This is a genomic window from Sphingobium limneticum (assembly GCF_008710165.1).
Lineage (GTDB): Bacteria > Pseudomonadota > Alphaproteobacteria > Sphingomonadales > Sphingomonadaceae > Sphingobium > Sphingobium limneticum.
On sequence record NZ_VYQA01000004.1, the window covers coordinates 27150 to 49155 of the forward strand.

Annotated in this window: 20 protein-coding genes and 2 tRNA genes; 7 read left to right on the top strand and 15 right to left on the bottom strand. The window is 65.7% G+C overall.

The features are described 5' to 3' along the window. Positions 1–24 precede the first annotated feature (24 nt). The 6 genes from F4U95_RS06645 to F4U95_RS06670 form a co-directional block, all read right to left on the bottom strand. Complete coding sequence (locus F4U95_RS06645) at positions 25–2238, bottom strand: hybrid sensor histidine kinase/response regulator (RefSeq protein WP_150425070.1); 2214 nt, start codon at positions 2236–2238, stop codon at positions 25–27. Continuing rightward, positions 2235–3377, bottom strand: coding sequence for an FIST N-terminal domain-containing protein (locus tag F4U95_RS06650; protein WP_150425071.1), 1143 nt, complete (start codon positions 3375–3377; stop codon positions 2235–2237). Before F4U95_RS06650 ends, F4U95_RS06645 begins: the two co-directional genes overlap by 4 nt. Positions 3378–3438: 61 nt before the next feature. Further along, the gene (locus F4U95_RS06655) at positions 3439–3843 is read right to left on the bottom strand and encodes a DUF779 domain-containing protein (RefSeq protein ID WP_150425072.1); all 405 of its coding nucleotides are present in this window, start codon (positions 3841–3843) and stop codon (positions 3439–3441) included. A gap of 113 nt (positions 3844–3956) precedes the next feature. Further along, positions 3957–5477 carry an aldehyde dehydrogenase gene (gene adh / locus F4U95_RS06660; protein WP_150425073.1) on the bottom strand — a complete coding sequence of 507 codons (1521 nt, stop codon included), beginning with the start codon at positions 5475–5477 and terminating at the stop codon, positions 3957–3959. Positions 5478–5522: 45 nt separating this feature from the next. Continuing rightward, entirely contained in the window at positions 5523–5981 is a 459-nt protein-coding gene (locus F4U95_RS06665) for a pseudoazurin (RefSeq protein WP_211363953.1), read from the bottom strand. 77 nt (positions 5982–6058) lie between these two features. Beyond that, positions 6059–6586 carry a rhodanese-like domain-containing protein gene (locus tag F4U95_RS06670; protein ID WP_150425253.1) on the bottom strand — a complete coding sequence of 176 codons (528 nt, stop codon included), beginning with the start codon at positions 6584–6586 and terminating at the stop codon, positions 6059–6061. 103 nt (positions 6587–6689) lie between these two features. Here F4U95_RS06670 and F4U95_RS06675 point away from each other — a divergent pair, with 103 nt between their 5' ends. After that, a complete protein-coding gene (locus F4U95_RS06675; RefSeq protein WP_170267477.1) occupies positions 6690–7487 on the top strand; it encodes a quinoprotein dehydrogenase-associated SoxYZ-like carrier in 798 nt (265 codons plus the stop codon). Continuing rightward, a complete protein-coding gene (locus F4U95_RS06680) occupies positions 7484–8425 on the top strand; it encodes a quinoprotein relay system zinc metallohydrolase 1 (protein WP_150425075.1) in 942 nt (313 codons plus the stop codon). The genes F4U95_RS06675 and F4U95_RS06680 overlap by 4 nt, the downstream gene beginning before the upstream one ends. 154 nt (positions 8426–8579) lie before the next feature. On the opposite strand, the gene F4U95_RS06685 is transcribed toward F4U95_RS06680, so the two are convergent. The 5 genes from F4U95_RS06685 to paoA form a co-directional block, all read right to left on the bottom strand. Continuing rightward, positions 8580–8870, bottom strand: a complete 291-nt coding sequence (locus F4U95_RS06685) for a DUF1330 domain-containing protein (RefSeq protein WP_150425076.1) — start codon at positions 8868–8870, stop codon at positions 8580–8582. Between the two features lie 27 nt (positions 8871–8897). Beyond that, complete coding sequence (locus tag F4U95_RS06690) at positions 8898–11216, bottom strand: TonB-dependent receptor (RefSeq protein WP_150425077.1); 2319 nt, start codon at positions 11214–11216, stop codon at positions 8898–8900. Between the two features lie 83 nt (positions 11217–11299). Continuing rightward, a complete protein-coding gene (gene paoC, locus F4U95_RS06695; protein WP_150425078.1) occupies positions 11300–13492 on the bottom strand; it encodes an aldehyde oxidoreductase molybdenum-binding subunit PaoC in 2193 nt (730 codons plus the stop codon). Then, on the bottom strand, positions 13489–14445 hold the full coding sequence (locus tag F4U95_RS06700) for an FAD binding domain-containing protein (RefSeq protein ID WP_150425079.1): 957 nt from the start codon (positions 14443–14445) through the stop codon (positions 13489–13491). The genes paoC and F4U95_RS06700 overlap by 4 nt, the downstream gene beginning before the upstream one ends. Continuing rightward, positions 14442–15068, bottom strand: a complete 627-nt coding sequence (paoA, locus tag F4U95_RS06705; protein WP_150425080.1) for an aldehyde dehydrogenase iron-sulfur subunit PaoA — start codon at positions 15066–15068, stop codon at positions 14442–14444. The genes F4U95_RS06700 and paoA overlap by 4 nt, the downstream gene beginning before the upstream one ends. 339 nt (positions 15069–15407) lie before the next feature. Between paoA and F4U95_RS06710 the strand changes: the two genes are divergently transcribed. Then, a tRNA-Gly gene (locus F4U95_RS06710) sits at positions 15408–15482 on the top strand. Positions 15483–15535: 53 nt separating this feature from the next. Further along, positions 15536–15610: transfer RNA gene (locus tag F4U95_RS06715), tRNA-Gly, on the top strand. Between the two features lie 48 nt (positions 15611–15658). On the opposite strand, the gene F4U95_RS06720 is transcribed toward F4U95_RS06715, so the two are convergent. Genes F4U95_RS06720 through F4U95_RS06735 form a run of 4 tightly spaced genes read right to left on the bottom strand, consistent with a single transcriptional unit; the run spans position 15659 to position 19832 of the window. Then, a complete protein-coding gene (locus F4U95_RS06720; protein WP_150425081.1) occupies positions 15659–16462 on the bottom strand; it encodes an inositol monophosphatase family protein in 804 nt (267 codons plus the stop codon). Beyond that, a complete protein-coding gene (locus tag F4U95_RS06725; RefSeq protein WP_150425082.1) occupies positions 16449–17795 on the bottom strand; it encodes a TldD/PmbA family protein in 1347 nt (448 codons plus the stop codon). The genes F4U95_RS06720 and F4U95_RS06725 overlap by 14 nt, the downstream gene beginning before the upstream one ends. A 44-nt stretch (positions 17796–17839) precedes the next feature. Beyond that, entirely contained in the window at positions 17840–18778 is a 939-nt protein-coding gene (gene nudC / locus F4U95_RS06730) for an NAD(+) diphosphatase (protein WP_150425083.1), read from the bottom strand. Next, a complete protein-coding gene (locus F4U95_RS06735) occupies positions 18765–19832 on the bottom strand; it encodes an A/G-specific adenine glycosylase (protein WP_150425084.1) in 1068 nt (355 codons plus the stop codon). Before F4U95_RS06735 ends, nudC begins: the two co-directional genes overlap by 14 nt. 26 nt (positions 19833–19858) lie before the next feature. Between F4U95_RS06735 and F4U95_RS06740 the strand changes: the two genes are divergently transcribed. The 3 genes from F4U95_RS06740 to F4U95_RS06750 all read left to right on the top strand — a co-directional run bounded on the left by F4U95_RS06740 (position 19859) and on the right by F4U95_RS06750 (position 21940). Next, positions 19859–20401 carry a DUF721 domain-containing protein gene (locus F4U95_RS06740; protein WP_120251432.1) on the top strand — a complete coding sequence of 181 codons (543 nt, stop codon included), beginning with the start codon at positions 19859–19861 and terminating at the stop codon, positions 20399–20401. A gap of 93 nt (positions 20402–20494) precedes the next feature. Continuing rightward, positions 20495–21163 carry a thioredoxin domain-containing protein gene (locus F4U95_RS06745; protein WP_150425085.1) on the top strand — a complete coding sequence of 223 codons (669 nt, stop codon included), beginning with the start codon at positions 20495–20497 and terminating at the stop codon, positions 21161–21163. 45 nt (positions 21164–21208) lie between these two features. Beyond that, a complete protein-coding gene (locus tag F4U95_RS06750) occupies positions 21209–21940 on the top strand; it encodes a thioredoxin domain-containing protein (RefSeq protein WP_150425086.1) in 732 nt (243 codons plus the stop codon). Positions 21941–22006: the final 66 nt, after the last annotated feature.

The following is a 22006-nucleotide window of genomic DNA, read 5'->3' on the forward strand; positions in this document are numbered from 1 at the left end:
CAGCGTCGGGGTGGCCGGCAGGCGCTATTTCAGCATGGTGCGCAGCAGCGCGCGCAACTGGGCGGGCTTTACCGGCTTGTTGAGAAGCGGGATGCCATCGGCATCCAGGCGCGCCTTCAATTCCTTGCCGCGGTCGGCGGAGATCATGACGGCTGGTACGGGCAGGACGAAATGGGCCCGTAGCCGGTCGAGCGCGGTATCGCCCGTCTCGCCATCGTTCAGATGATAGTCGATGAGGATGATGTCGGGCGCTTCCCCTGGCGCGAACAGGCCCGTCGCCTCGGCAAAGCCGCCGGCAGTCTGCACGGTACAGCCCCACCCGCCCAGCAAGGTGCGCATGCCCGTCTGGATCGCCCGCTCATTGTCGATCACCAGCACGTTGAGGCCGCGCATGCTGCGGTCGCGCCCGATGCTGGTCGGGCCGCTGTCCGGATCGGCCACCGGCTCGCCCACCGGCAGTGCGATCGCAAAGGTCGATCCGCGTCCCGGCGCAGATTCCAGCGTTACCTTGTGGCCCAGCATGTCGCTCGCCCGTTTGACGATGGCGAGGCCCAGCCCCTTGCCGCTGGTGCGCGTGTCGAAGCGGCGAAACTCGTCGAACACCAGTGGCTGCTTGTCGGCGGCAATGCCGGAGCCGGTATCGGTGACGCTCACATGGATCGTGCCGGCATCGACAAGGCAGACGACGCGCACCGATCCCTGTTGAGTATAGCGCAGCGCATTGGACAGGAAGTTCTGGAGGATGCGGCGGACCAGGCGGATGTCGGACCTGACCCATAGCGGTTCGCTCGTCATGTCCAGCGTCAGTCCCGCTGCACGCGCCACGGGGGCAAATTCGACCCGCAAGGTGCCGAGCAGCGTATCGAGGCGGAAGTCGCTAATCTCCGGCTGGATCGCGCCTGCGTCGAGGCGGCTGATTTCGAGCAGTGCCTCCAGCAGATCCTCGACCGAATCGAGCGCCGTCGATGTCTGGTTGACCAGCGCGCGGGTCGGCAGCGCCAGCCGCCGGTCGCCCAGCGCCGCGACGAACAGCCGCGCGGCATTCAATGGTTGCAACAGATCGTGGCTGGCCGCCGCCAGAAAGCTGGTCTTGGACAGGTTCGCCTTTTCGGCTGCCGTCTTGGCGTCGCGCAACTGCCCTTCGATCTCGCGCCGTTCGGCGACTTCGGCACGCAGTTCGGCGGTGCGATCGGCCACGCGCCGTTCCAGCGTTTCGGCGGTTTCCTGCAAGCCGGCCTGCGCGCGCAACATGTCGGTGACATCGGTAAAGCCGATCACCTGCCCGCCGCGATCCAGCGCGGTGCTGCGCAATTCGAAATGGCGGTCGCCGGCCGATACCAGCGCATGAGCCGGTTCGCCCGGCCGGTCGCCGCGCCAGTCGAGGCACCCCCGATCCGCCATGCCCATATGATCGCGGCACCAATTGAGCAGGGCGGCATGGCTGGCCCCTTCCTGCACCCAATCGTCGGGCAGGCCCAGCAGATGCTGCAACGCTTCGTTCCAGGCGGCGATGCGGCCCTGTGCGTCGAACAGGCACACGCCTTCGGACAGGTTATCCAGCGTCGATTGCAGCACCAGATTGCGTTCGGCCAGTTCCAGCGCGCGATTGCGGGCATCCTCCGCCTTCACCTCGGTAATGTCGGTATAGATGCCGACGATCCCGCCTTCGCTGGTACGCAGCTCGTTGATCTGGACCCATCGCCCGTCCGCCAATGCCTGAACATGGCCGCCATCGGCGATGCTGTGGCGGGCCAGCCGGTCAGATACCCAGCGGTCGGGGGCCACCACCGATCCCAGCGGCTGGTGATAGGCGGCGGCGAGGCGGGCGACATCCTCGAAGGCCAGTCCTTCGCGCACATGGTCTGCGATTTCCGGCCAGAAGCCCAGATAGGCATCGTTATAGAGGACCAGCCGATCCTCCGCATCGAACAGCACGAAGCCTTCGTTGATCGAATCGATCGCGTCGCGCAGGCGTCCCTGTGCCGCATCCGCCATGGCGTGGGCCTGCGCCAGTTCGGCGTTCGCGGTCGCCAGCCGGCCCAGCGCATCTTCCAGCTCCATGGTCCGGTCGCGCACCATGGCTTCCAGCGTGATCGCTGTCTCGAACATCGAAAAGGCATTGCCGGCCATGTCGCTCGATCGTTCGACGCGATCGATCAGCGCCGCATTGATCTTGCGCAATTTGCGGTTTTCTTCCCGCAGACCGTGTAATTCAGGGTCGGGTTCGGCCACGCTCATCGCCCGATGGCCAGCCCGCTGAACGTCTGGTTGACGTGCAGCGCATGATATTGTTCGCCATAGGTATTGAAGCCGATGACCCGATGGCGGCCATAGAGTTCGGACACGGCGCGGCCGATCTGGCGTTGTTCCGCATCGATGCGGTTGAGCACGCAATCGAAGGCGATGATCCGGTCGACCTGCCCGACATGCGCCCCGATATCGGCGAACATGGATTCCATGCCGGCGATACGGTCGATCGGTTCGCCCACCGTCAGCACGATCCCTTCGTCGATCGCGCAATAGAATGTCAGGCTGCCGTCCGCATTGGCGCTCTGGATCGAGCGGACATGATAGTCGCCGCCAGCGCGCACCATCGGTGGATGGGCGGCGTAGAAGGCCAGGCCCAGTTCCTCGCCGGCATGGCCCGCCAGCCGCAGATATTCCTGCGCCGCCGGCTCGGCATTGATTTCGGTCACGATCCGGTCGTGCGGGATGGCGCCGGTCACCACCATCTTGGCCGCGCCGGGGCGATAATGCTGCGCCTTGAACACATGGATCGGGCGGGGGGTGGACAGGATGGCGATCACCGCGGCGCGCTTGTGAAAACGGCCGCCCTCGAAGATCGCGGTTTCGCGAAAGGCCAGGCCATCGCCGGACGATCCGCCGATCAGCGGAATGTCGCCCAGCGCATCCTGCATCGTCATCGTCAGCAATTCCTCGCGATGCGATAGGCCATCGACCAGGAACAGCGCGACATGGTTGACCTTGCCCCCCAGATGGCGGCTGTCGCGATCGGCGATGGCGGCCAGCGCTCGGATTTCCTCGCGCGCGGTCACAGGATCGAACGCGTCGATATCGTCGAAAATATGAGATGTCAGATGAAAGGCATCCGCTGGAAAGCCGATGACGCTCAGGCTGTCCTCATCATAGCCGGCCTCGGTCAGCTCGCCCGAGCTGGTGCAACCGATGGCGACGATATGTTCGCTATGGCGGTTGACCGCGCGGGCCAGCGCATCGCGATCGAAACGGTGGGAGCAGAAGAGCAGCATACCCGCCAATGGTGCATCGCCCAGCTGCCGCGCGACCTCCGCCATCGCCATGGCGGGATCGTGCGAGTGGCTCGATGCGAAGCCGATCTCCGACGCCAATATGGTCATGTCCCTCTCCTGCAACCTGCCCTTGTTTTTACAAGGTTATGCACTGTCCCGCATCAGATTGTCATCCGGGGAAATCATCGCCATGGGGCGGGTCGCCCGCCGCTTCCAGCCGGGCATTTTCCGCATCGTCGAATATGCGGGAACGGACGATGAAACGCACCCCTTCGGGGCTTTCCAGAGACATGCCCGCGCCGCGCCCCGGCACGACGTCGATCGTGATCTGAGTATGGCGCCAATATTCGAACTGCGCCGCGCCGATCCACACCGGAAGGTCGCCCGCGACATGGCCCAGCAGCACATCCTGTGCGCCGACCTTGAACTCGCCGCGCGGGAAGCACATCGGCGCGGAGCCGTCGCAGCAGCCGCCTGATTGGTGGAACATCAGCGGGCCGTGCATGGACGTCAGCCGCTGCATCAGTGCCTCAGCCTCCGCCGTTGCCAATATTCGTGGTGGCAGTGCCGTCATATCTGACTCCATTCCCTCAAAAACAACGGTGCGGCCGACACCGGGGAAGGGTGCCCGCCGCCGTCGAAGGCGCGTTGGAGAGGGAGAACGCCTTCTGACGAACCGTTCCCCGCTTAGAAGAAGCCCAATGCCTTGGGGCTGTAGCTGACCAGCAGATTCTTGGTCTGCTGATAATGATCCAGCATCATCTTGTGGTTTTCGCGGCCGATGCCCGACTGCTTATACCCGCCGAACGCGGCATGAGCGGGATAGGCATGATAGCAGTTGGTCCATACGCGGCCAGCCTGGATGCCCCGGCCCATGCGATAGGCGCGCGTCCCGTCGCGAGTCCATACGCCCGCGCCCAGCCCGTAGAGCGTGTCGTTGGCGATGGCGAGCGCTTCGGCCTCATCCTTGAAGGTGGTGACGGCCAGTACCGGGCCGAAAATCTCCTCCTGGAAGATGCGCATCTTGTTGTGGCCCTTCAGCACGGTCGGGGTCACATAATAGCCGTCGGCCAGTTCGCCATCCAGCGATGCCCGTTCGCCGCCGGTCAGCAGTTCGGCGCCTTCATTCAGGCCGATCTCGATATAGGAGAGGATTTTTTCGAGCTGGTCGTTCGATGCCTGCGCACCGATCATGGTGCTGGGGTCGAGCGGGCTGCCCTGCTTGATCGCCTTTACCCGTGCGATCGCGCGTTCGATGAACTTTTCGTAGATGGATTCCTGGATCAGCGCGCGGCTGGGGCAGGTGCAGACTTCGCCCTGGTTGAGCGCGAACATCGCAAAGCCTTCCAGGCACTTGTCGAAATAATCGTCATCAGCATCCATCACGTCGGCGAAGAAGATGTTGGGCGACTTGCCGCCCAGTTCCAGCGTGACGGGGATCAGATTTTCCGAGGCATACTGCATGATCAGGCGGCCGGTCGTCGTCTCACCGGTGAAGGCGATCTTGCTGATCCGCTTGTTGCTGGCGAGCGGCTTGCCCGCTTCCACGCCAAAGCCGTTGACGACGTTCAGCACGCCAGGCGGCAGCAGGTCGCCGATGACGTCCAGCAGGACCAGGATCGACATTGGCGTCTGTTCGGCGGGCTTGAGCACGATGCAGTTGCCCGCCGCCAGTGCCGGGGCAAGCTTCCACACGGCCATCAGGATCGGGAAGTTCCACGGGATGATCTGGCCGACCACGCCCAGCGGCTCGTGGAAATGATAGGCGATCGTGTCATGGTCGATCTCGCTGATCGACCCTTCCTGCGCGCGGACGCAGCCGGCGAAATAGCGGAAATGATCGATGGCCAGCGGGATGTCGGCATGGGTCGTCTCGCGGATCGGCTTGCCGTTGTCGATCGTCTCGGCCATCGCGATGAGGTCCAGATTGGCCTCCATCCGATCGGCGATCTTCAGCAGGATGTTCGACCGTTCGGTAGACGATGTCTTGCCCCAGCCATCCTTCGCCTTGTGCGCAGCGTCCAGCGCCAGTTCGATGTCGCCGGCGGTGCCGCGGGCGATCTTGCCGACGACCTGACCGGTCACGGGGGAGATATTGTCGAAATAGCCGCCCTGTACCGGGGCGACCCACTCGCCACCGATATAATTGTCATATTGATCGCGGATCAGCGTCTTTCCCGCGAAACGCTCCATTGCTTGCTGCAACATGCTTCTACTCCCGAATGCTATGCGTCTGAATGAAAGAGGCGGCGCTTACTTCACCTTGGCCAGCGCAGCGGTCATGCGCTTGGCGGCGAAGGGCGGCAGTTTCACGGCCTTGGCGGCGGCGACGTCGGCCGGCGTCACCTTGCCCACCTGCACCAGCGCGACCATGCCCATCGAATAATGCGGCATGCACTTGACCCCGTAGAGGCCCGGCTTGCTGACGGTCAGCACCGCTTCCTTGTTCATGCCACCCTTCATCGGCGTGGCGCCGGCGGGCAGCATGTTCGCCATGGTTTCGGCATTGTGGCTGGCGTCGGTCGGCTTGAAGTGGATCGTGTCGCCGGGCGCGGCCTTCACATAGCTGGGTTCGAACACCATGGCGCCATCGGTGCCCTGATTCTTCATCTGGACGACGATGTCTTTGGCAGCCGCAGGCAGCGAAAAGGCGAGGGCGGCGGCGGTCAGCAAGCAGGCCGGGATGCGCAGGTCAGTCAAATCACTCTCCATGGAATCGAACGGCTTGGTCTGCCGGATTGGCTGGAGAGTGCGGCCACAGGGGCTGCGCGCACAATTGACCTTTGGTCCTATGGAGCGACCCCGCCCTCTGGCCGGGCGCGGGAAAGCGGCCTTTTCAGGTCGGTCCAGCCTTCGACCCCTTCGGCCAGCCACCAGACATTGTCATAGCCCTGCGCGCGCAGTCTTTTGGCCGCGTTCCAGCCCATCCAGCAATCCGACCGGCAGAAGAGGATCAGCATCCGGTCGCGCCGCCCGCCCGTCAGCCGGGCGATGCCTTGCATGAACCAGTCGCCGATGCCGGGGGCCAGTTCGCCCCGGCCCGCTTCGGGGAACCAATGGGCGCCGGGGATGGATTTATGCGGCATGGCCAGCCGCCAGCGCCCGTCCGACTCTCGATGGCCACCCTCGGCCGGCAGGACGTCGATGAACAGCGCGTCCCGTCCGGGGCGCAACTGCGCTGCGGCTTGCGGCGCGATGCGACCGACACCGGGCGGCGCGCTATGCACCGGCGCCCGATAATGGGCGATGCGATAGCCTTCCGCATCGAACAGGGCATCCTGCGCCAGCGCAGGCGCGGGCAGCAGCAGGGCGATCATCAGCACGCCGATATGGGCAAGGCGCATGTCTCTCTCCCGATACGACCAACGGCCAATAGTAACCGACCGCGAAGGAGAATAGACCCCACCGTAAGGGAGAAGGATGTTGCAAAGGCAGGCAAGCCTTTGGGTCGCGCTCGCCCTGGTGTCGGTTGCGGCCGAGGCCAGGGCGAAAGCGCCCGTTGATCCACTGGGGTCGCCGATGTGGGACGCCCATGCCCGCACCCTGTTCGGTGACGATCCGGTACGGTTCGATCCACGGGTGAAGGTCGATTTCCCGATGATCGCCGAAAATCAGCGATCCTTCCCGGTCGCCATCGACGCCCGCGCCATTCCCGGCGTCACCCGCATGGTGTTGCTGGTCGACCTCAATCCCATACCGATCGCGATCGACTATCGCCCCACGCATGCCGCCGCCTATGTCGCCACCCGGATCAAGCTGGACCAGCGGACCCCGGTGCGGGGCGCTGTGCAACTGGCGAGCGGGGAATGGCTGGTATCGGGCGGCTGGGTCGATGCGGCAGGCGGGGGCTGTTCGGCGCCGCCGGTCAGCCGGGTGAAGGGCGATTGGGCCGATCATCTGGGCGAGATACGGGGCGAAGCCTGGCCGATGGCGAACGGCGTCAGCCGGGTGCGGCTCAGCTTCCGTCATCCGATGGATACCGGCTTCGTCGCCAACATCGCCACCTATCATCTGGAGGCACTGAGCGTGAAGGCGGGGGAGCGGACGCTGGGCGAGATGGAGATATGGGCCGCTGTGGCCGAAGACCCGGCCATCACGCTGATGGTCGATGGCGGGGCGGGCGAGCCGCTGCGTGTCGAGGCGCGGGATACCAATGGGCGCGATTATCGGGCGGCGCTGTCTGTGGCACGCCAGTCCCCCATGCCGGCGGGCCGATGATCCTGTCGCGGCGGTCCGTGCTGGGCGGCATGGCGGTGCTGGCGGCTGCGCCGGCGCGAGCAGCGGACTATGCGATTGCGCCGGAACCGATCGGGGAAGGCGTTTGGCTGGTGCGCGGGGCGGATGCGCCGATCGAGGCGGATAATGGTGGGGCGATCGCCAATATCGCGATCATCGCCACGCCGGCCGGGACCGTGCTGTGGGAATGCGGGCCGTCCATCCGCTATGCCCGCGCGCTGCGCGAGCAAGCCGAGCAACTGACGAGCAAGGCGGTGGTTCGGGTCTATGTCAGTCATCTCCATCCCGATCATGGTATGGGCTTGGGCGCGTTCGATCCGGCCATCGTCGCGGCGCTGCCCGGCACGATCGACGCGCTGCGGGCGGAGGGGCAGGGCTATGCCGATGGCATGTATCGGCTGCTGGGCGACTGGATGCGCGGCACGGATCTGGTCCTGCCGAGCAAGGTGATCGGGCAGGGCGATGAGGATTTTGGCGGTCGGACACTGCGGCTGCTGGCATTGTCGGGGCATAGCGGCGCCGATCTGGCGTTGCTCGATTCGCAGACGGGGCTGCTGCTGGGCGGCGACCTCATCTTTCACGACCGGGCGCCGAGTACGCCGACGGCGGACCTTGCTAAATGGCGCGGCAGCCTCGACCAGTTGAAGGCGCTGCCGCACAAGGGGGTCTTGCCGGGTCATGGGCCGTTCGATGCGGGCGGCATGGCGGCGATCGATCAGACGCGCGACTGGATCGGCTGGCTGGAGGCGACGCTGACGCAGGCGGTGCGGGACGGACTGGACATGGTCGAGGCGGGGGAATTGCCGATTCCGGACCGGTTCGCGACGATGGCGGCGGCACGCTATGAATTGCAGCGCAGCGTGTCGCATCTCTATCCGGGGCTGGAAGCCAAGCTGCTGCCGCGGGTGGATGTGCCGTGAATGAGACAGCGAGTTGGACAGTATTTGCGGGTTTTTTGAAATTTAAGTCGTTGTTTAATGACGGATTTTAGGAAGGCATGCGTTCAAGTTGAACGCATGCCTTCCTATTTCTGTTTATAATCAATGGCTTGTATTCAATTTTCGGATTTGAAGGTCAGTCGACGCCCTGAATGATGAATGTCTGATAGTCGCCGCTCTTCAAGCGGTAGCCCAATGCTTCCTGATAGGCGGGGCTGTCATACCAGGCTTCGGCTTCCTCGAAGGTCGGGAAGGCGATGATGACCGCGCTTTCGGTGGACGGCCCGTCGGTGGCGCGCGTCTTGCCATAGACGGCCAGCGGCGTGATCGCATGACCCGCCATGGATTTCTGCGCCAGGTCGCCATAGGTGGCGAAGGTATCCGGGTCCGATATGCTGTTGCGCACGGCGACGAAATAAGCGGTCATGAGCGTCTCTCTCCTTGTGTCTGCCGGTCAGAATAGCGCCTTCACGCCGACTTGCCAGCGGCGCGGTGCACCGGGGCCATAAGCGCGCGGGTTGGAGGCGCCGGGAGCTTCCTCCAACTCGATCTCGTCCACTTCGCCGAAGGTGCCGAAGGTCGCGTAGCGCCGGTTGAAGGCGTTGTTGAGCGTGCCGAACAGGCTGACACCCCGTATCAAGGTGACGCTGGCGCGCAAGTTGACGACCGCATAGCCGCCCAGTTTCGCTTCGTCATTGCCTTCATCCCCGATCAGATATTGGCCGGAACGGGCCAGTATATCGCCGCCCACGGACCAGCCCTTCGCAGCATAATCGAGGCTGAGCGTGGCGCTGTGCCGGGGGATGCCGGGCAGGCGGTCGCCGCGTGCGACCGCGATCAGGCCATCCTCGTCCGCCGAAGGATTGGCGGGGCTGGAGAGGGTGAGCGGGGCGCGATAGCTGGCGTCGATAAAGGCGTAGCTGAGGCCGGCGGTGAACCCGCCCCGGCTGGCGTGCAGGGTTGCTTCGACGCCCTGCCGCCGGGTCATGCCGATATTGCGGAAATAGGCGCGGCCGCGAATTTCCGACGCGACATATTGAATGTCGTTGCGATTGTCGGTGCGATAGGCGGACAACAGCCAGTCGATGGCAAAACCGCCAAGCTGCCCCTTGCCCTTGGCGCCGGCTTCCCAGCTTTTGGCGACGACCTGCTTCAAGGGCGGGTCGGCGACGAAGAAGTTGGTGAGGCTGCATGGCGCATTTTCATCAGCGCAGGAAAGTTCGGCCGGGGTCGGCACGCGATTGCTCTGCGCATAGCCGGCGCGCAGGCTGAGGCCGTCCGAAAGCGCATAGTCGAATTCGATGCCGGGGTTCAGACGCTCGAAGCGGTGGCGGCCGTTCAAGGCGGTGCCGATCTGGTCCTGCATCACGATGCGGGCATGGTTGTAGCGCAGGGCGATTTCGGCGGAGAGGCGCGACGTGATGGGCAGGCGATCCTGCGCGAAGACGCCCCAATAATCGGTATGGGCGATGAGGCCCACGGGCGCGATCGCGCCGTCCTCCTGCACGATGATCGACCCCAAGCCATCGACGCTGCGGTCGTCGGTCAGGGCGCCGAGTTCCGTGGCGGTATCGAAGCGGGTGCGGCTGCTGTCGTAGCTGAAGCCCAATGCGAAGACATTTTCGCCCGCGCCCAGCGTCCGCTTGTCGATCAACTGGACCAGCGCGCCCATCGCCCGCGTGGCGGTGCGGCCCCGGTTCAGCACGCCATAGCCTTCGCCGCCCAGCGTGTCGGCGATGGGATTGCCATCGGCGTCGGTCAGGACGGCCTGTTCCTCCTCATCATCGCCCGCGCCGACGGTTTCGAGGCAGACAAAGCCGGCATCATCGTCATCCTCGCACCCTTCGATATCGGCGGCGTCGCCATTGACGGTGCGCAGGGTGAGTTTCTGGGCGTAGAGCGTGCCTTCGATCCGGGTGGTGTCCGACAGGGCGACCCAGGGGTGGAGGCTCACCCGGCCATAGCGGCTGCGGCTATTGTCGGGCCAGGTGAAGACGGCGCGGCGGTCGGCGGCGAGCAGTTCGACCGGCGACACGCCATTGCCGGTAAGGTTGGTGTTGGCGCCGACGACCTTGAGGTGCAGGCCACCCGTCGCGGTGTCGAAACCCAGATCGGCATAGCCATTATAAAGAGTGGAGGGCGAATGATCGCGCCAGCCATCGTCATGCGTATATTGGAAGGCGCCGAAGGCGCTCCAGTCGCCCCAGGCGGCGCCGCCGGCCACGCTGGCCTCCGTCATGCCGAAGCGGCCGTGGGAGAGGCTGGCTTCCAGCCCTGGATCGCTGGCCCCGGTCTTTGTTTCCAGCGTCAGCGCGCCGCCCAGGGCATTGAGGCCATAGACGGCGCTCTTGTCGAGCAGGGCGACGCTGCGGATTGCGGCTTGCGGCAACAGATCGAATTGCACCGTGTCGCCGAAAGGCTGGTTGAAGCGGGCGCCGTCCAGATAGACGGCGATGCCCTGCGACTGGCCCTGCAACGGGGAGGCGGTGAAGCCGCGATAGACGAGATTGGGTTGCCAGGGATTATTCTGCGCATCCTGCAACGTCACGCCGGCGAAATTGCGGGTGAGGGCGCCCAGGATATCCGGGCTGCCGGTGCGGCTGATGTCGGCGGCGGTCAGGGTGAGCGCATCGTCGATATCGACCGCGCCGCCCGGTGCGGTGACGATGATCGGCTGGCGCGCGCTGTCACCTTGATCGGGCGTCTGTGCCCATGCCGTTCCGCCGACCAGCCCCATTGCGCTGCCGGCCAGAAGCGCCGCCAAAATCCGCATCCTGTCCTCTCCCCATCCGTCTTTGGCGGGGAGGGTAGGGGCGGGCCGAGCGGCGCTCCATTATACCTTGGGTCGAGAGCCTCTCATGCCGCCTGCGCTTTCAACAGCTTGTCGATGGTGAGGGGATAGTCGCGCAGGCGAAGACCGGTGGCGTTGTAGATGGCGTTGGCCACCGCCGCGCCCGCCCCGCATATGCCCAGTTCGCCGACGCCCTTGGCCTTCATGGGGGAGCTTTTGTCGTCCAGTTCGTCGACGAAGAGGACATCCTGCTGGGGAATGTCGGCATGGACCGGCACCATATATTCGGCCATGTCGTGATTGACGAAGAAGCCGAAGCGCGTGTCGACGTCCAGCGCTTCCATCAGCGCCGCGCCCACGCCCATCGTCATCGCACCGATCACCTGGCTGCGCGCCGATTTGGGGTTGAGGATGCGCCCAGCGGCAAAGGCCCCGCCCATGCGGCGGACGCGCACTTCGGCGGTGTCGATATCGACGCCGACCTCGCAGAAATGCGCGCCGAATGTCGCCTGCGCATAGCGTTTGTCGAGATCGCCATAGTCCATGCTGTCTTCGGCCCAGAGGCCGTCGCGGCCGGCGAGCGATGCCAGCGTCTGCGATTTATTGGCGAGTTTGACCAAGCCATCTTCGAACAGGGCTTGATCGGCGGGGTAGCCGGCCTGTTCCGCCAGCTTCGCGCGCAGCGCCATGGCGGCGGCATAGACGCCGGCGGTCGCACTGTTCGCGCCCCACTGGCCGCCCGAACCGGCCGATACGGGGAAGCGGCTGTCGCCCAGGCGCACGGTCACCTGATCGAGCGTCACGCCCAGCATTTCCGCTGCGGTCTGCGCCACGATGGTATAGCTGCCGGTGCCGATATCGGTCATGTCGGTTTCGACGACGATGCGACCTTTTGCATCGACACCGATGCGGGCGCCGGATTTCTGCACCAGATTGTTGCGGAACGCCGCCGCCACGCCCATGCTGACCAGCCAGCGGCCGTCGCGTACCTGGCCCGGTTTCGGGTTGCGCTTGGCCCAGCCGAAATGGTCGGCGCCCGCGCGCAGGCATTCCACCAGCTTGCGGCTGGAAAAGGGGCGCTGCGGCCCAGCTTCGGGATCATATTGCACATCGTTGCGGATGCGCAGTTCGACCGGATCGACGTTGCAGGCCTCTGCCAGTTCGTCCATCGCGATTTCCAGCGCCAGCAGGCCGACCGCTTCGCCGGGCGCGCGCATGGCGTTGCCCTCCGGCAGGTCGAGCGTCACCAGTCGGTGCGCCGTCATCCGGTTCGGTCCGCGATAGAGGAGGCGGGTCTGCTGCGCTGCCGTTTCCGGGCCGCCGCCGGGCAAGTCGCCCGACCAGACTTCATGCCCGATCGCGTCGATCACCCCGTCCTTGTCCGCGCCGATACGGATGCGCTGGATCGTCGCGGGGCGGTGGGTGGTGTTGTTGGGGATCTGGTGCCGGGCGATGGCGACCTTGACCGGGCGGCCGACCTGCTTCGCGCCCAGCGCGGCGAGGATCGCGTCGGCGCGCACGAAGAGTTTCGACCCGAAGCCGCCACCGATATAGGGGGAGACGAGGCGGACATTATCCTTGGGAATGCCCAGCGTCTTGGCGACTTCGCCCACGCCCCAGGCGATCATCTGGTTGGATGTCCACAGCGTCAGCTTGTCGCCATTCCAGGCGGCGGTGGTCGCGTGCGGCTCCATCATCGCATGGCTGTGGTCGGGCGTGGTGTAGCGCTGGTCGATCTTCACGGCGGCCTTCGCAAAGCCGCCGTCGAAATCGCCCGCCGCAGTATCGGCATCCTTGCCGGGATTGACCCCGCGCGCCTGATCGGCCGCCAGATCGAACCGGCCATCCGCCGCTGCATAGTCGATCCGTACCAGCTTGGCCGCGTCGCGCGCATTTTCGAACGTGTCGGCGATGACGAGGGCGACCGCCTGCTCATAATGGTCCACCTGCGGCCCGCCCAGCAGCGGCGCGGTGTTCATCGATCCCTTGCCCAGTTTCCCCGCATTGGCGTGGGTGACGATGCCCAGCACGCCCGGCGCGGCTTCGGCGGCGCGCAGGTCCATGGCGGCGATCCGCCCCTTGGCGATGGCCGATCCGACCATCCAGCCATAGGCGGCGTTGGGGGCGGCGTCGTGCCGTTCATAGGCATAGGGGGCGCTGCCCGTGACCTTGGCCGCACCGTCGATGCGATCATGGGGAATGCCGATCACCCGGCCGCGATCGATCGGGTTGGGGCCGGCTGGCGTATCGAACTTCATGCTCGTGCCTCCCGCTGGCGGTAGAGGGACGTCAGCGTCCGTTCGACCAGCAGCTTCTTGAAGTCGTTATGATGGGTGGTGCGGGCGCCGCTCAGGGCCGCCTCCGCCACGGCCTTGGCGCCATGTTTCGCGGCGGCGTCGACCGTTGGCGTGCGCCATGGCTTGGCGCCTATGCCGCCGAAGGCGAAGCGGGCGCTCCCGTCCTTGTCGAACACCGCTGCGACCGACACCAGAGCGAAGGCGTAGGAGGCGCGGTCGCGGACCTTGCGATAGACATGGGTGCCGCCGATCGGCTTGGGCAGCGTCACCGATGTGATGATTTCGCCGGCTTTCAGCGCCGTTTCCTTGTGCGGCGTGTCGCCGGGCAGAAGGTGGAAGTCGGCGATCGGGATGGCGCGCGCCACGCCGTCCGCGCCCATCGTATCGACCTGCGCGTCGAGCAGGCGCATCGCAACGGCCATGTCGCTGGGATGCTGGGCGATGCAGGCGTCGCTGACGCCCAATATGGCGAGACTCCGGCTCATCCCCTGCATCGCGCCGCATCCGCTGCCGGCCTTGCGCTTGTTGCAGGGCATGCGCGTGTCGTAGAAATAGGGGCAGCGGGTGCGTTGCAGCAGGTTGCCGCCGGTCGTCGCCTTGTTGCGCAATTGCCCTGATGCGCCGGCCAGCAGCGCCCGGCTCAGCACCCCATAGTCGCGGCGCACGGCCTTGTCGGCGGCAAGGTCCGTATTGCGGACCAGCGCGCCGATGCGCAGGCCGCCATCGTCGGTCTTTTCGATCCGGTCCAGGCCCAGATGATTGACGTCGATCAGATGGGTCGGCGTTTCGATCTGCAATTTCATCAGGTCGAGCAGGTTGGTGCCGCCAGCGATGAAGCGGGCGCCCTGGACCGAGCCGGCCGCCCTGGCTGCCGCTGCGACATCGGTCGCGCGTTCGTAGGTGAAGGGCCTCATGCCTTTGCCTCCCCGGCGACGTCGCGCATCGCGGCGATGATATTGGGATAGGCGGCGCAGCGGCAGATATTGCCGCTCATCCGCTCGCGCAGTTCGGCGTCGCTGATCGCAACATCGTTCAGATCGGCTGTGACATGGCTGGGGATGCCGGCCTCTATCTCCTCCAGCACCGAAACGGCGGAGCAGATCTGGCCCGGCGTGCAATAGCCGCACTGATAGCCGTCATGCACGATGAACGCCTTTTGCATGGCGTGCAAATGGTCGGGCGTGCCCAGCCCTTCGATCGTCGTCACCTTCTCGCCATCGTGCATCACCGCCAGAGTCAGGCAGCTGTTGATCCGGCGGCCTTCCACGATCACGGTGCAGGCGCCGCACTGGCCATGGTCGCAGCCCTTCTTGGTGCCGGTGAGGTGCAGATGTTCGCGCAGCGCATCGAGCAGGCTGGTGCGCGGGTCGAGTTGCAGATGCACCTCGCGGCCGTTGACGGTCAGTTCGACGGGCATCATGGCATTGGCTCCGCTGGTCTTGGGCGTCGGCGCTGCGGCCGACAAGGTGGGCGCGGCGGCGGCGAGCACGGCGCTGCCCTGCAACAGGCCGCGGCGCGTCAGTTGATCGGACGACATGGTTGATCTTCCCTGCTGTTTTGGCCTGTAGGCTTTTGTTCAGTACGAAGGGCGGCGGCAAATGATCCCGCCGCAAACAGATATGGGCCAGATTAGCAGATGGACGGCCTGCGCCAAGTCGCTCTTTTCCCAGAGGGCCGCCGCACGATTCGCCAGGCAGCCATAAGGCGGCGTCAGGCGATGATTTTCTGCTCTGCGCCAAGTCACTGAAAAGGATGAGTTTTTACGCTCGAGAACGCGGATTTCATTTTTCTGCAATTCTTCCCCTTGCCGATCTGGGAAAGCCTTGCTAGTTGGCCGCCACCCGCCGAGAGAGACACACTCTCCCGGCCGCCAAGAGCGGGCGTAGCTCAGGGGTAGAGCACAACCTTGCCAAGGTTGGGGTCGAGGGTTCGAATCCCTTCGCCCGCTCCAGTTTTCTGCCAGTTGGCCACATTTGCTGAAAAGGAAACTTTTCGGCCGCCCGAGCGGGCGTAGCTCAGGGGTAGAGCACAACCTTGCCAAGGTTGGGGTCGAGGGTTCGAATCCCTTCGCCCGCTCCAGTTTTCTGAAATCGATAGATCATCGCCTTCGGGCACCGCGTTGTCCGCCTAACCCTGCGGCTGGCCCAATATTTCGCGGGCGCGGGGCGTCAGGCGCTCGACGGCGGCGGCATGGATGCCGGGGGCGGCGCAGAGCAGGCCGAAGGCGGTCGGCTGGGGCCGGTTGAACAGCAAGGGATCGCCCAGCGCATCGGTCACGGTGCCGCCGGCCTCCTGCACGATCAGCGCGGCGGCGGCGACATCCCATTCATTGCCCCAGCGCACGGTGGCGACCAGATCGGCCTCATCGGCGGCGACCATCGCCATGCGCAGCGCGATGCTGTTGGGCTTGTCCACCGTCACCAGATCGCGATCGATGCGGGGCAATTGTTCGGCGGGGACGCGCGCACCCGGCAGGGTTTGGCGGGAACCTGCCTGTAGCGTCACGCCGTTGCGGGTCGCGCCCTTGCCCAGTTGCGCCACCCACAATTCGTTGCGCGCCGGGGCGGCCAATATGCCGAGCGTCACCGCGCCCCGATCGACCAGCGCCACCGACACGGCCCAACCCGGCCGCCCGCGCAGATAGTCGCGGGTGCCGTCGATCGGGTCGACCACCCAGACGCGCGGCACGCCCAGGCGATGCACGGTATCGGCTGTCTCTTCCGACAGCCAGCCGGCCTGCGGATCGATCGCCGATAGGCGTTCGCGCAGCATGGCGTCGACCGACAGATCGGCCTCGCACACCGGATGGCCGGGCACTTTTTCCCACTGGCGAACGCGCGTTTCGCCATTGGCCCACAGGGTCAGCGCATGGTCGGCCGCATCCGCCACGGCGGAGACGACGGCGCGCAGAGAGGCATCATCCCCCGGCAACGGTCATCCCGTCCACGCGCAGCGTCGGCACGTTCATGGCATAGCGGAATTGCAAGTCGCTGGCCGGCGTCAGGGCGCGGAACATCGCCTTCAAATTGCTGGCGATGGTGATTTCCGACACGGCATGGGTCACCGCGCCATTTTCGATCAGGAAGCCCGCCGCGCCGCGACTATAATCGCCGGTGACGCCGTTCACGCCCATGCCGATCAGTTCGGTGACATAGAGGCCGCGCGTCACGTCCGCCATCAGGTCGCCGGGCGAGATGGTGCCGGCCTCCATATGGACGTTGGTGATGCTGGCGCCCGGCGCGCCGCTGCCGCCGCGGCTGGCATGGCCGGTGGGTTCCAGGCCCAACTGACGGGCCGATGCGCTGTCCATCAGCCAGCCGGTCAGCACGCCTTTGTCGATCAGCGCGCGGCGGTCCACCGGCAATCCTTCGCCATCGAACGGGCGCGAGCGCATGCCGCGCGGCAGAAGCGGATCGTCGATGATGGTGATGGCCGAATCGAACAAAGCTTCGCCGAGCGATTCCAGCAGGAAGCTGGAGCGGCGGGCGATCGCCGGGCCGACCATGCCACCGATCAGATGGCCGAGCAGGCTGGCGCCGATGCGCGGATCGAAGATGACCGGCATGACGCCGCTTTCGACCTTTACGGGGTTCAGCCGCGCCACCGCCCGTTGGCCCGCGCGGATGCCGACCGATTCGGCTTCGTCCAGATCTTCCAGATGGCGGACGCTGTGGCTGGCATGGTCGCGCTGCATGTCGGCGCCGGCGCCGGCCAGCACGCTGGCCCAGGTCGCATGGCTGGTGCCGGCATAGGCACCGGCAAAGCCATGGCTGGTGGCCAGCGCTACTTGGCTGCGGCCGTTGGACGCGCCGCCGCCTTCGCTGTTGGTGATGCCCGGTACGCTGCGCGCGGCTTCTTCCGCGATCAGCGCGCGTTCGCGTAAGATAGCGGGTTCGGGCTCTTCCTCATCGGTCAGGTCGAGCGAAGGCGGGCGCTTCTTGAGTAGCCGATCCTCCGGCGCGAGGCCGGCATAGGGATCTTCGGGTGCCTCGCGCGCCATGGCGATGCTGCGATCGACCAGCGTGGCGAGCGTCGCGGGATTCATGTCCGACGCCGAAATGCTGGCGGACCGCTGGCCGATGAAGACGCGCAGGCCGATCTCTTCCCCCTCGGACCGTTCGACATCCTCCAGCGAGCCCAGGCGCACCGACACGTTGGTCGATGCGGTGCAGGCATAGATGGCGTCGGCGGCATCCGCCCCGGCCTTGCGCGCGGCGTTGACCAGATCCTGCGCGCGCGACTGGGCTTCGTCTAGGCTGAGCATGGAGGGGAAATCGTCCTCGAATATGGGGAAAGAAGGGGTTGGCCTTACGCGCTTGCGTCAGCGCGAACAAGGCTGGGGGGCGCAACGCCGGCCAGCCAATGGTCGAGCAGGTGCCAGGCGACGGCCATTTGCGACGGGGCGAGAAAAGGGGCGTCGGGGTTGCCGGCCATGGCCGCGCGCACCTGGTCGGCGTCGCACCACAAGGCGTCCTCGATCTCGGTTTCATCCAGCGTCAGGGCGTCATCCTGCGCCTGGGCGATGCAGGCGATCATCAGGGACGAGGGGAAAGGCCAGGGCTGGCTCATCACATAGCGCACATCATGGACGCGGACGCCGGCTTCCTCGAACAATTCGCGCGCGACCGCTTCCTCGATCGTCTCGCCCGGTTCGACGAAGCCGGCCAGCGCCGAATAGCGGCCGGGCGGCCAGGCATGCTGGCGACCGAGCAGGATGCGCCCGCGATATTCGGCCAGCATGATGACGACGGGGTCGGTGCGGGGGAAATGTTCGGCAGCGCAGGCGTCTGCATCGCATTTGCGCGACCAGCCGGCCTTGACCGAGCGGGTGGTCGCGCCGCAGACCGAGCAATGGCGATGCCGGGCATGCCAGTGGACCAGACTGCGCGCGGTGCCGTAGAGCGCGACTTCATCGGCCGGGACGAGGCCGGCGATGGCGCGGCTGCGCGGTGTGGGGGTGAGCGCCGGGCCAAGATCGGCGACCAGCCGGGCGAAGATCGGCCGGGCGGCCGGATCGACGCCCAGCAGCACATGATCCTCCACATGGGCGTCGGGGGCGAGCGGTTCCAGCAGCAGATGGCCGTCCACTTCCACCGGCTCCAGCCCGTCGAGCACCAGCAGGCGGGCGGCGGGATCGGCGAATGTTTCGGCGAGCAGCGCAGGATTGGAGCGGATAGGATCGACGCGGTCCAGCCTGCTGCCGACGAAGCCCGGCACCTGTCTGTTGGTCGGGTCAGTTCCGTGCATTGGCTTGCCTTTCCTTCCTCACCGCATCGGCCGCGCGGGCGAATAATGTGGGCAATCCTGCCTCCCCGATCCGATCGATCGGCCACCATTCGCCTGCGCCCGGCGGCGTCATCTCCGCCCCCACATGGGCATGGTGGACGCGCAGCGCTAGTGAGAAATGGGTGAAGACATGCGCGACCGGCTCATCGATGGTCGACCAGTGCGCCCGCAGCGGCGGGGTGGCGTCGGGCGCGTCGCTCCAGTCGGAGCTGGGCAGCGCGCGCATACCGCCCAGCAGCCCCTTGTCCGGACGACGGATCAGCCAGACATTGCCGTCCCGCTCGATCCACCAGCCATGGCCGGTGCGATGGGGGCGCGTTTTCTTGGGCGGCTTTACCGGGAAGGCGGCAGGATCGGCGGTCAGTATGGCGGCGCAATCCGCGCGGATCGGGCAGATGCCGCAGGCGGGGTTGCGGGCGGTGCAGATGGTCGCGCCCAGATCCATCATCGCCTGCGCGAAGTCGCCGGCGCGGGCGTCGGGGGTGATGCGGTCGCAGGCTTCGCGAATGGCGGGCCGGGCGGCGGGCAAGGGCGTGGCGATCGCGAAGAGGCGGGCTACCACCCGCTCGACATTGGCGTCCACCACTACGGCGCGCCGGCCGAAGGCGATGGCGGCGACGGCCGCGGCTGTATAGGCGCCCACGCCGGGCAGCGCGCGCAGCCCGTCCTCGCTATCGGGGAAGATGCCGCCATGATCGCGTGCCACCGCCCGCGCACAGGCGAGCAGGTTGCGGGCGCGGGCATAATAGCCAAGCCCGGCCCAGGCGGCCATCAGGTCGGCATCGTCGGCGGCGGCCAGATCCTGCACCGTCGGCCAGCGTTCCGTGAATTTCGCGAAATAGGGGCCGACGGCGGCCACCGTCGTCTGTTGCAGCATCACTTCCGACAGCCAGACCCGATAGGGGTCGGCGGCGTTGCTGCCGGGCGGCGCGCGCCAAGGCAGGCGCCGGGCGTGCACATCATAATGAGCGAGCAGGTCGCCCGCGATTTTTCTGTCTCTACCCTCGACGCGCATGCCAGCCCTATGCCATGTAGCGCGTCATGACGGAACGCCCGGCCCCCCCTAAATATAAGAGTCGTGCCAAGGCACCGGCCGAGCGTCCCCGCACCGGCGCGCCGCGCGCGATCGCCGACCTGATGCCGGATATCGGCCGCGCGGCCTTCCGCAAGTTCGGCTTCGTTCAATCCAGCATCGTCACCCGCTGGGCGGAGATTGTTGGCAGCCATTATGCCGGCATTTCCGCGCCCGAATCGATCCGCTTCCCGGTGGGGCAGAAGGCCGGCGGCACGTTGCAGCTGACGGTGATGAGCGGCCATGCGCCGATGGTCCAGCATATGCTGCCCGACATCGTCGAGCGGGTGAATCGCTTCTTCGGCTATGCCGCCGTCGCCAAGGTGGCGATGCGGCAGGGCGAAATCACCCCGGCCCGGGCCGAACGTCGCCCGCCGCCCCGCAATCTGAAGCCCATTCCGGTCGAGCTGGGCGATTCGCTGCGCGACATCGGCGACCCGGAATTGCGCGCCGTGCTGGAATCGCTGGCGCAGGGCCTTGCCAACAGCAGCGGATTGCCGAAAATTAACTAGAGTGGTGGCTGACCGGATGGCACAGCCGTTCATTCGCCGCCCATGACCCCTATTCGGCTCCGGTTCAGCGGAGCCTTTCTACGGACGCGCCTCATGAAGAAACTGCTCCTGCCGCTTGCCTTGCTTGCCGTTCCCGCCGCTCTGGTCGCCGCGCCTGCTGCCAATTGGGTGAGCCGTGTCGTGCTGTCGCCGATCGGCGGCCATCTGATGGGCAATCCGGCCGCGCCCACCAAGCTGGTCGAATATGTGAGCTATACCTGTTCGCATTGCGCCCATTTCGTGGGTGAGGCGAGCGCGCCGCTCAAGACCGGCTATGTGAAGGGCGGCAAGGTCAGCGTCGAAGTGCGCAACGCCGTGCGCGACAAATATGACCTGACCGCTGCGCTGTTGGCCCGTTGCGGCGGCCCGGCCCGTTTCATGGGCAATCATGAGGCGCTGTTCGCCAACCAGACGCCCTGGATGGAGAAGATCGAAGCCTATGACGGCAGCGGCGAAAAGCCGGCCGATCAGGTCGCAGCGCTCAAGGATATCGGGCAGAAGACCGGCCTTTACGCGCTGATGAACAAGCGTGGCTTCACCAATGCGCAGCTGGACGCCTGCGTCGCCAATCCGGCGTCGATGAAGCAGGTGCTGGCGATGACCGATGAGGCGTGGAACAAGGCCAAGATCACCGGCACGCCCGGTTTCGTCGTCAACGGGACCAAGGTGGACGGATCGAGCTGGTCGATCCTTCAGGCCGCATTGCCCCCCGCCGCGCGCTGATCTAAACCCCTTTTCATCCTGTTTGATTTCGGAGCCTTGCCCGTCGTGAAAGCCTTTTCCGGTATAGCCCTTATCGCCCTGAGCCTCACCCTTGCCGCCTGCGGCAAGAATGAGGAAGCCGCCAAGCCGACCGGCGAGGCGGTCGCCGCCGTCGCCGCACCTGCCGGCACCAGCTGGTCGGACACGATCGCGGAAACGCCGGACGGCTATTTCGTGATGGGCAACCCGTCGGCGAAGGTGAAGCTGATCGAATATGGCTCCTATACATGTAGCCATTGCAAGGATTTCTCGGCCGAAGCGTCGGAGGAGATCAAGAAGATCGTCGACACCGGCAAGATGAGCTTCGAATTCCGCACCTATCTGCGCGATCCGATCGACCTGACCACCGCGCTGCTCGCCCGGTGCGGCGGCAAGGACATCTTCTACCCGCTGTCGGAGCAGTTCTTCGCCAACCAGTCGGCGATGTTTGAAAAGGTGCAGGGCGCGCAGGCCGCCTTCCAGGGCGTGGACAAGCTGCCCCCGGCGCAGCGTCCCGGCGCGATCGCCCAGATTGCGGGCCTGGTCGAATATGCGCAGCAGCGCGGCATTTCCGCCGATCAGGCGAAGGTGTGCCTGGCCGACACCGCCATTGCCGAGAAGCTGGCCAAGAATGTCGAGAAGGCCAATAACGAATATCAGATTCAGGGGACGCCCAGCTTCCTGATCAACGGCGTGCTGCTGGACAATGTTGCCAGCTGGTCCGCACTTCAGCCCAAGCTCAAGGAAGCGGGACTCTGATTGCATCAGAGGGGGCTGACAGGCGCGCCTACGCATAGAGAAACCGGGGTAGCAGGCTGCCCCGGT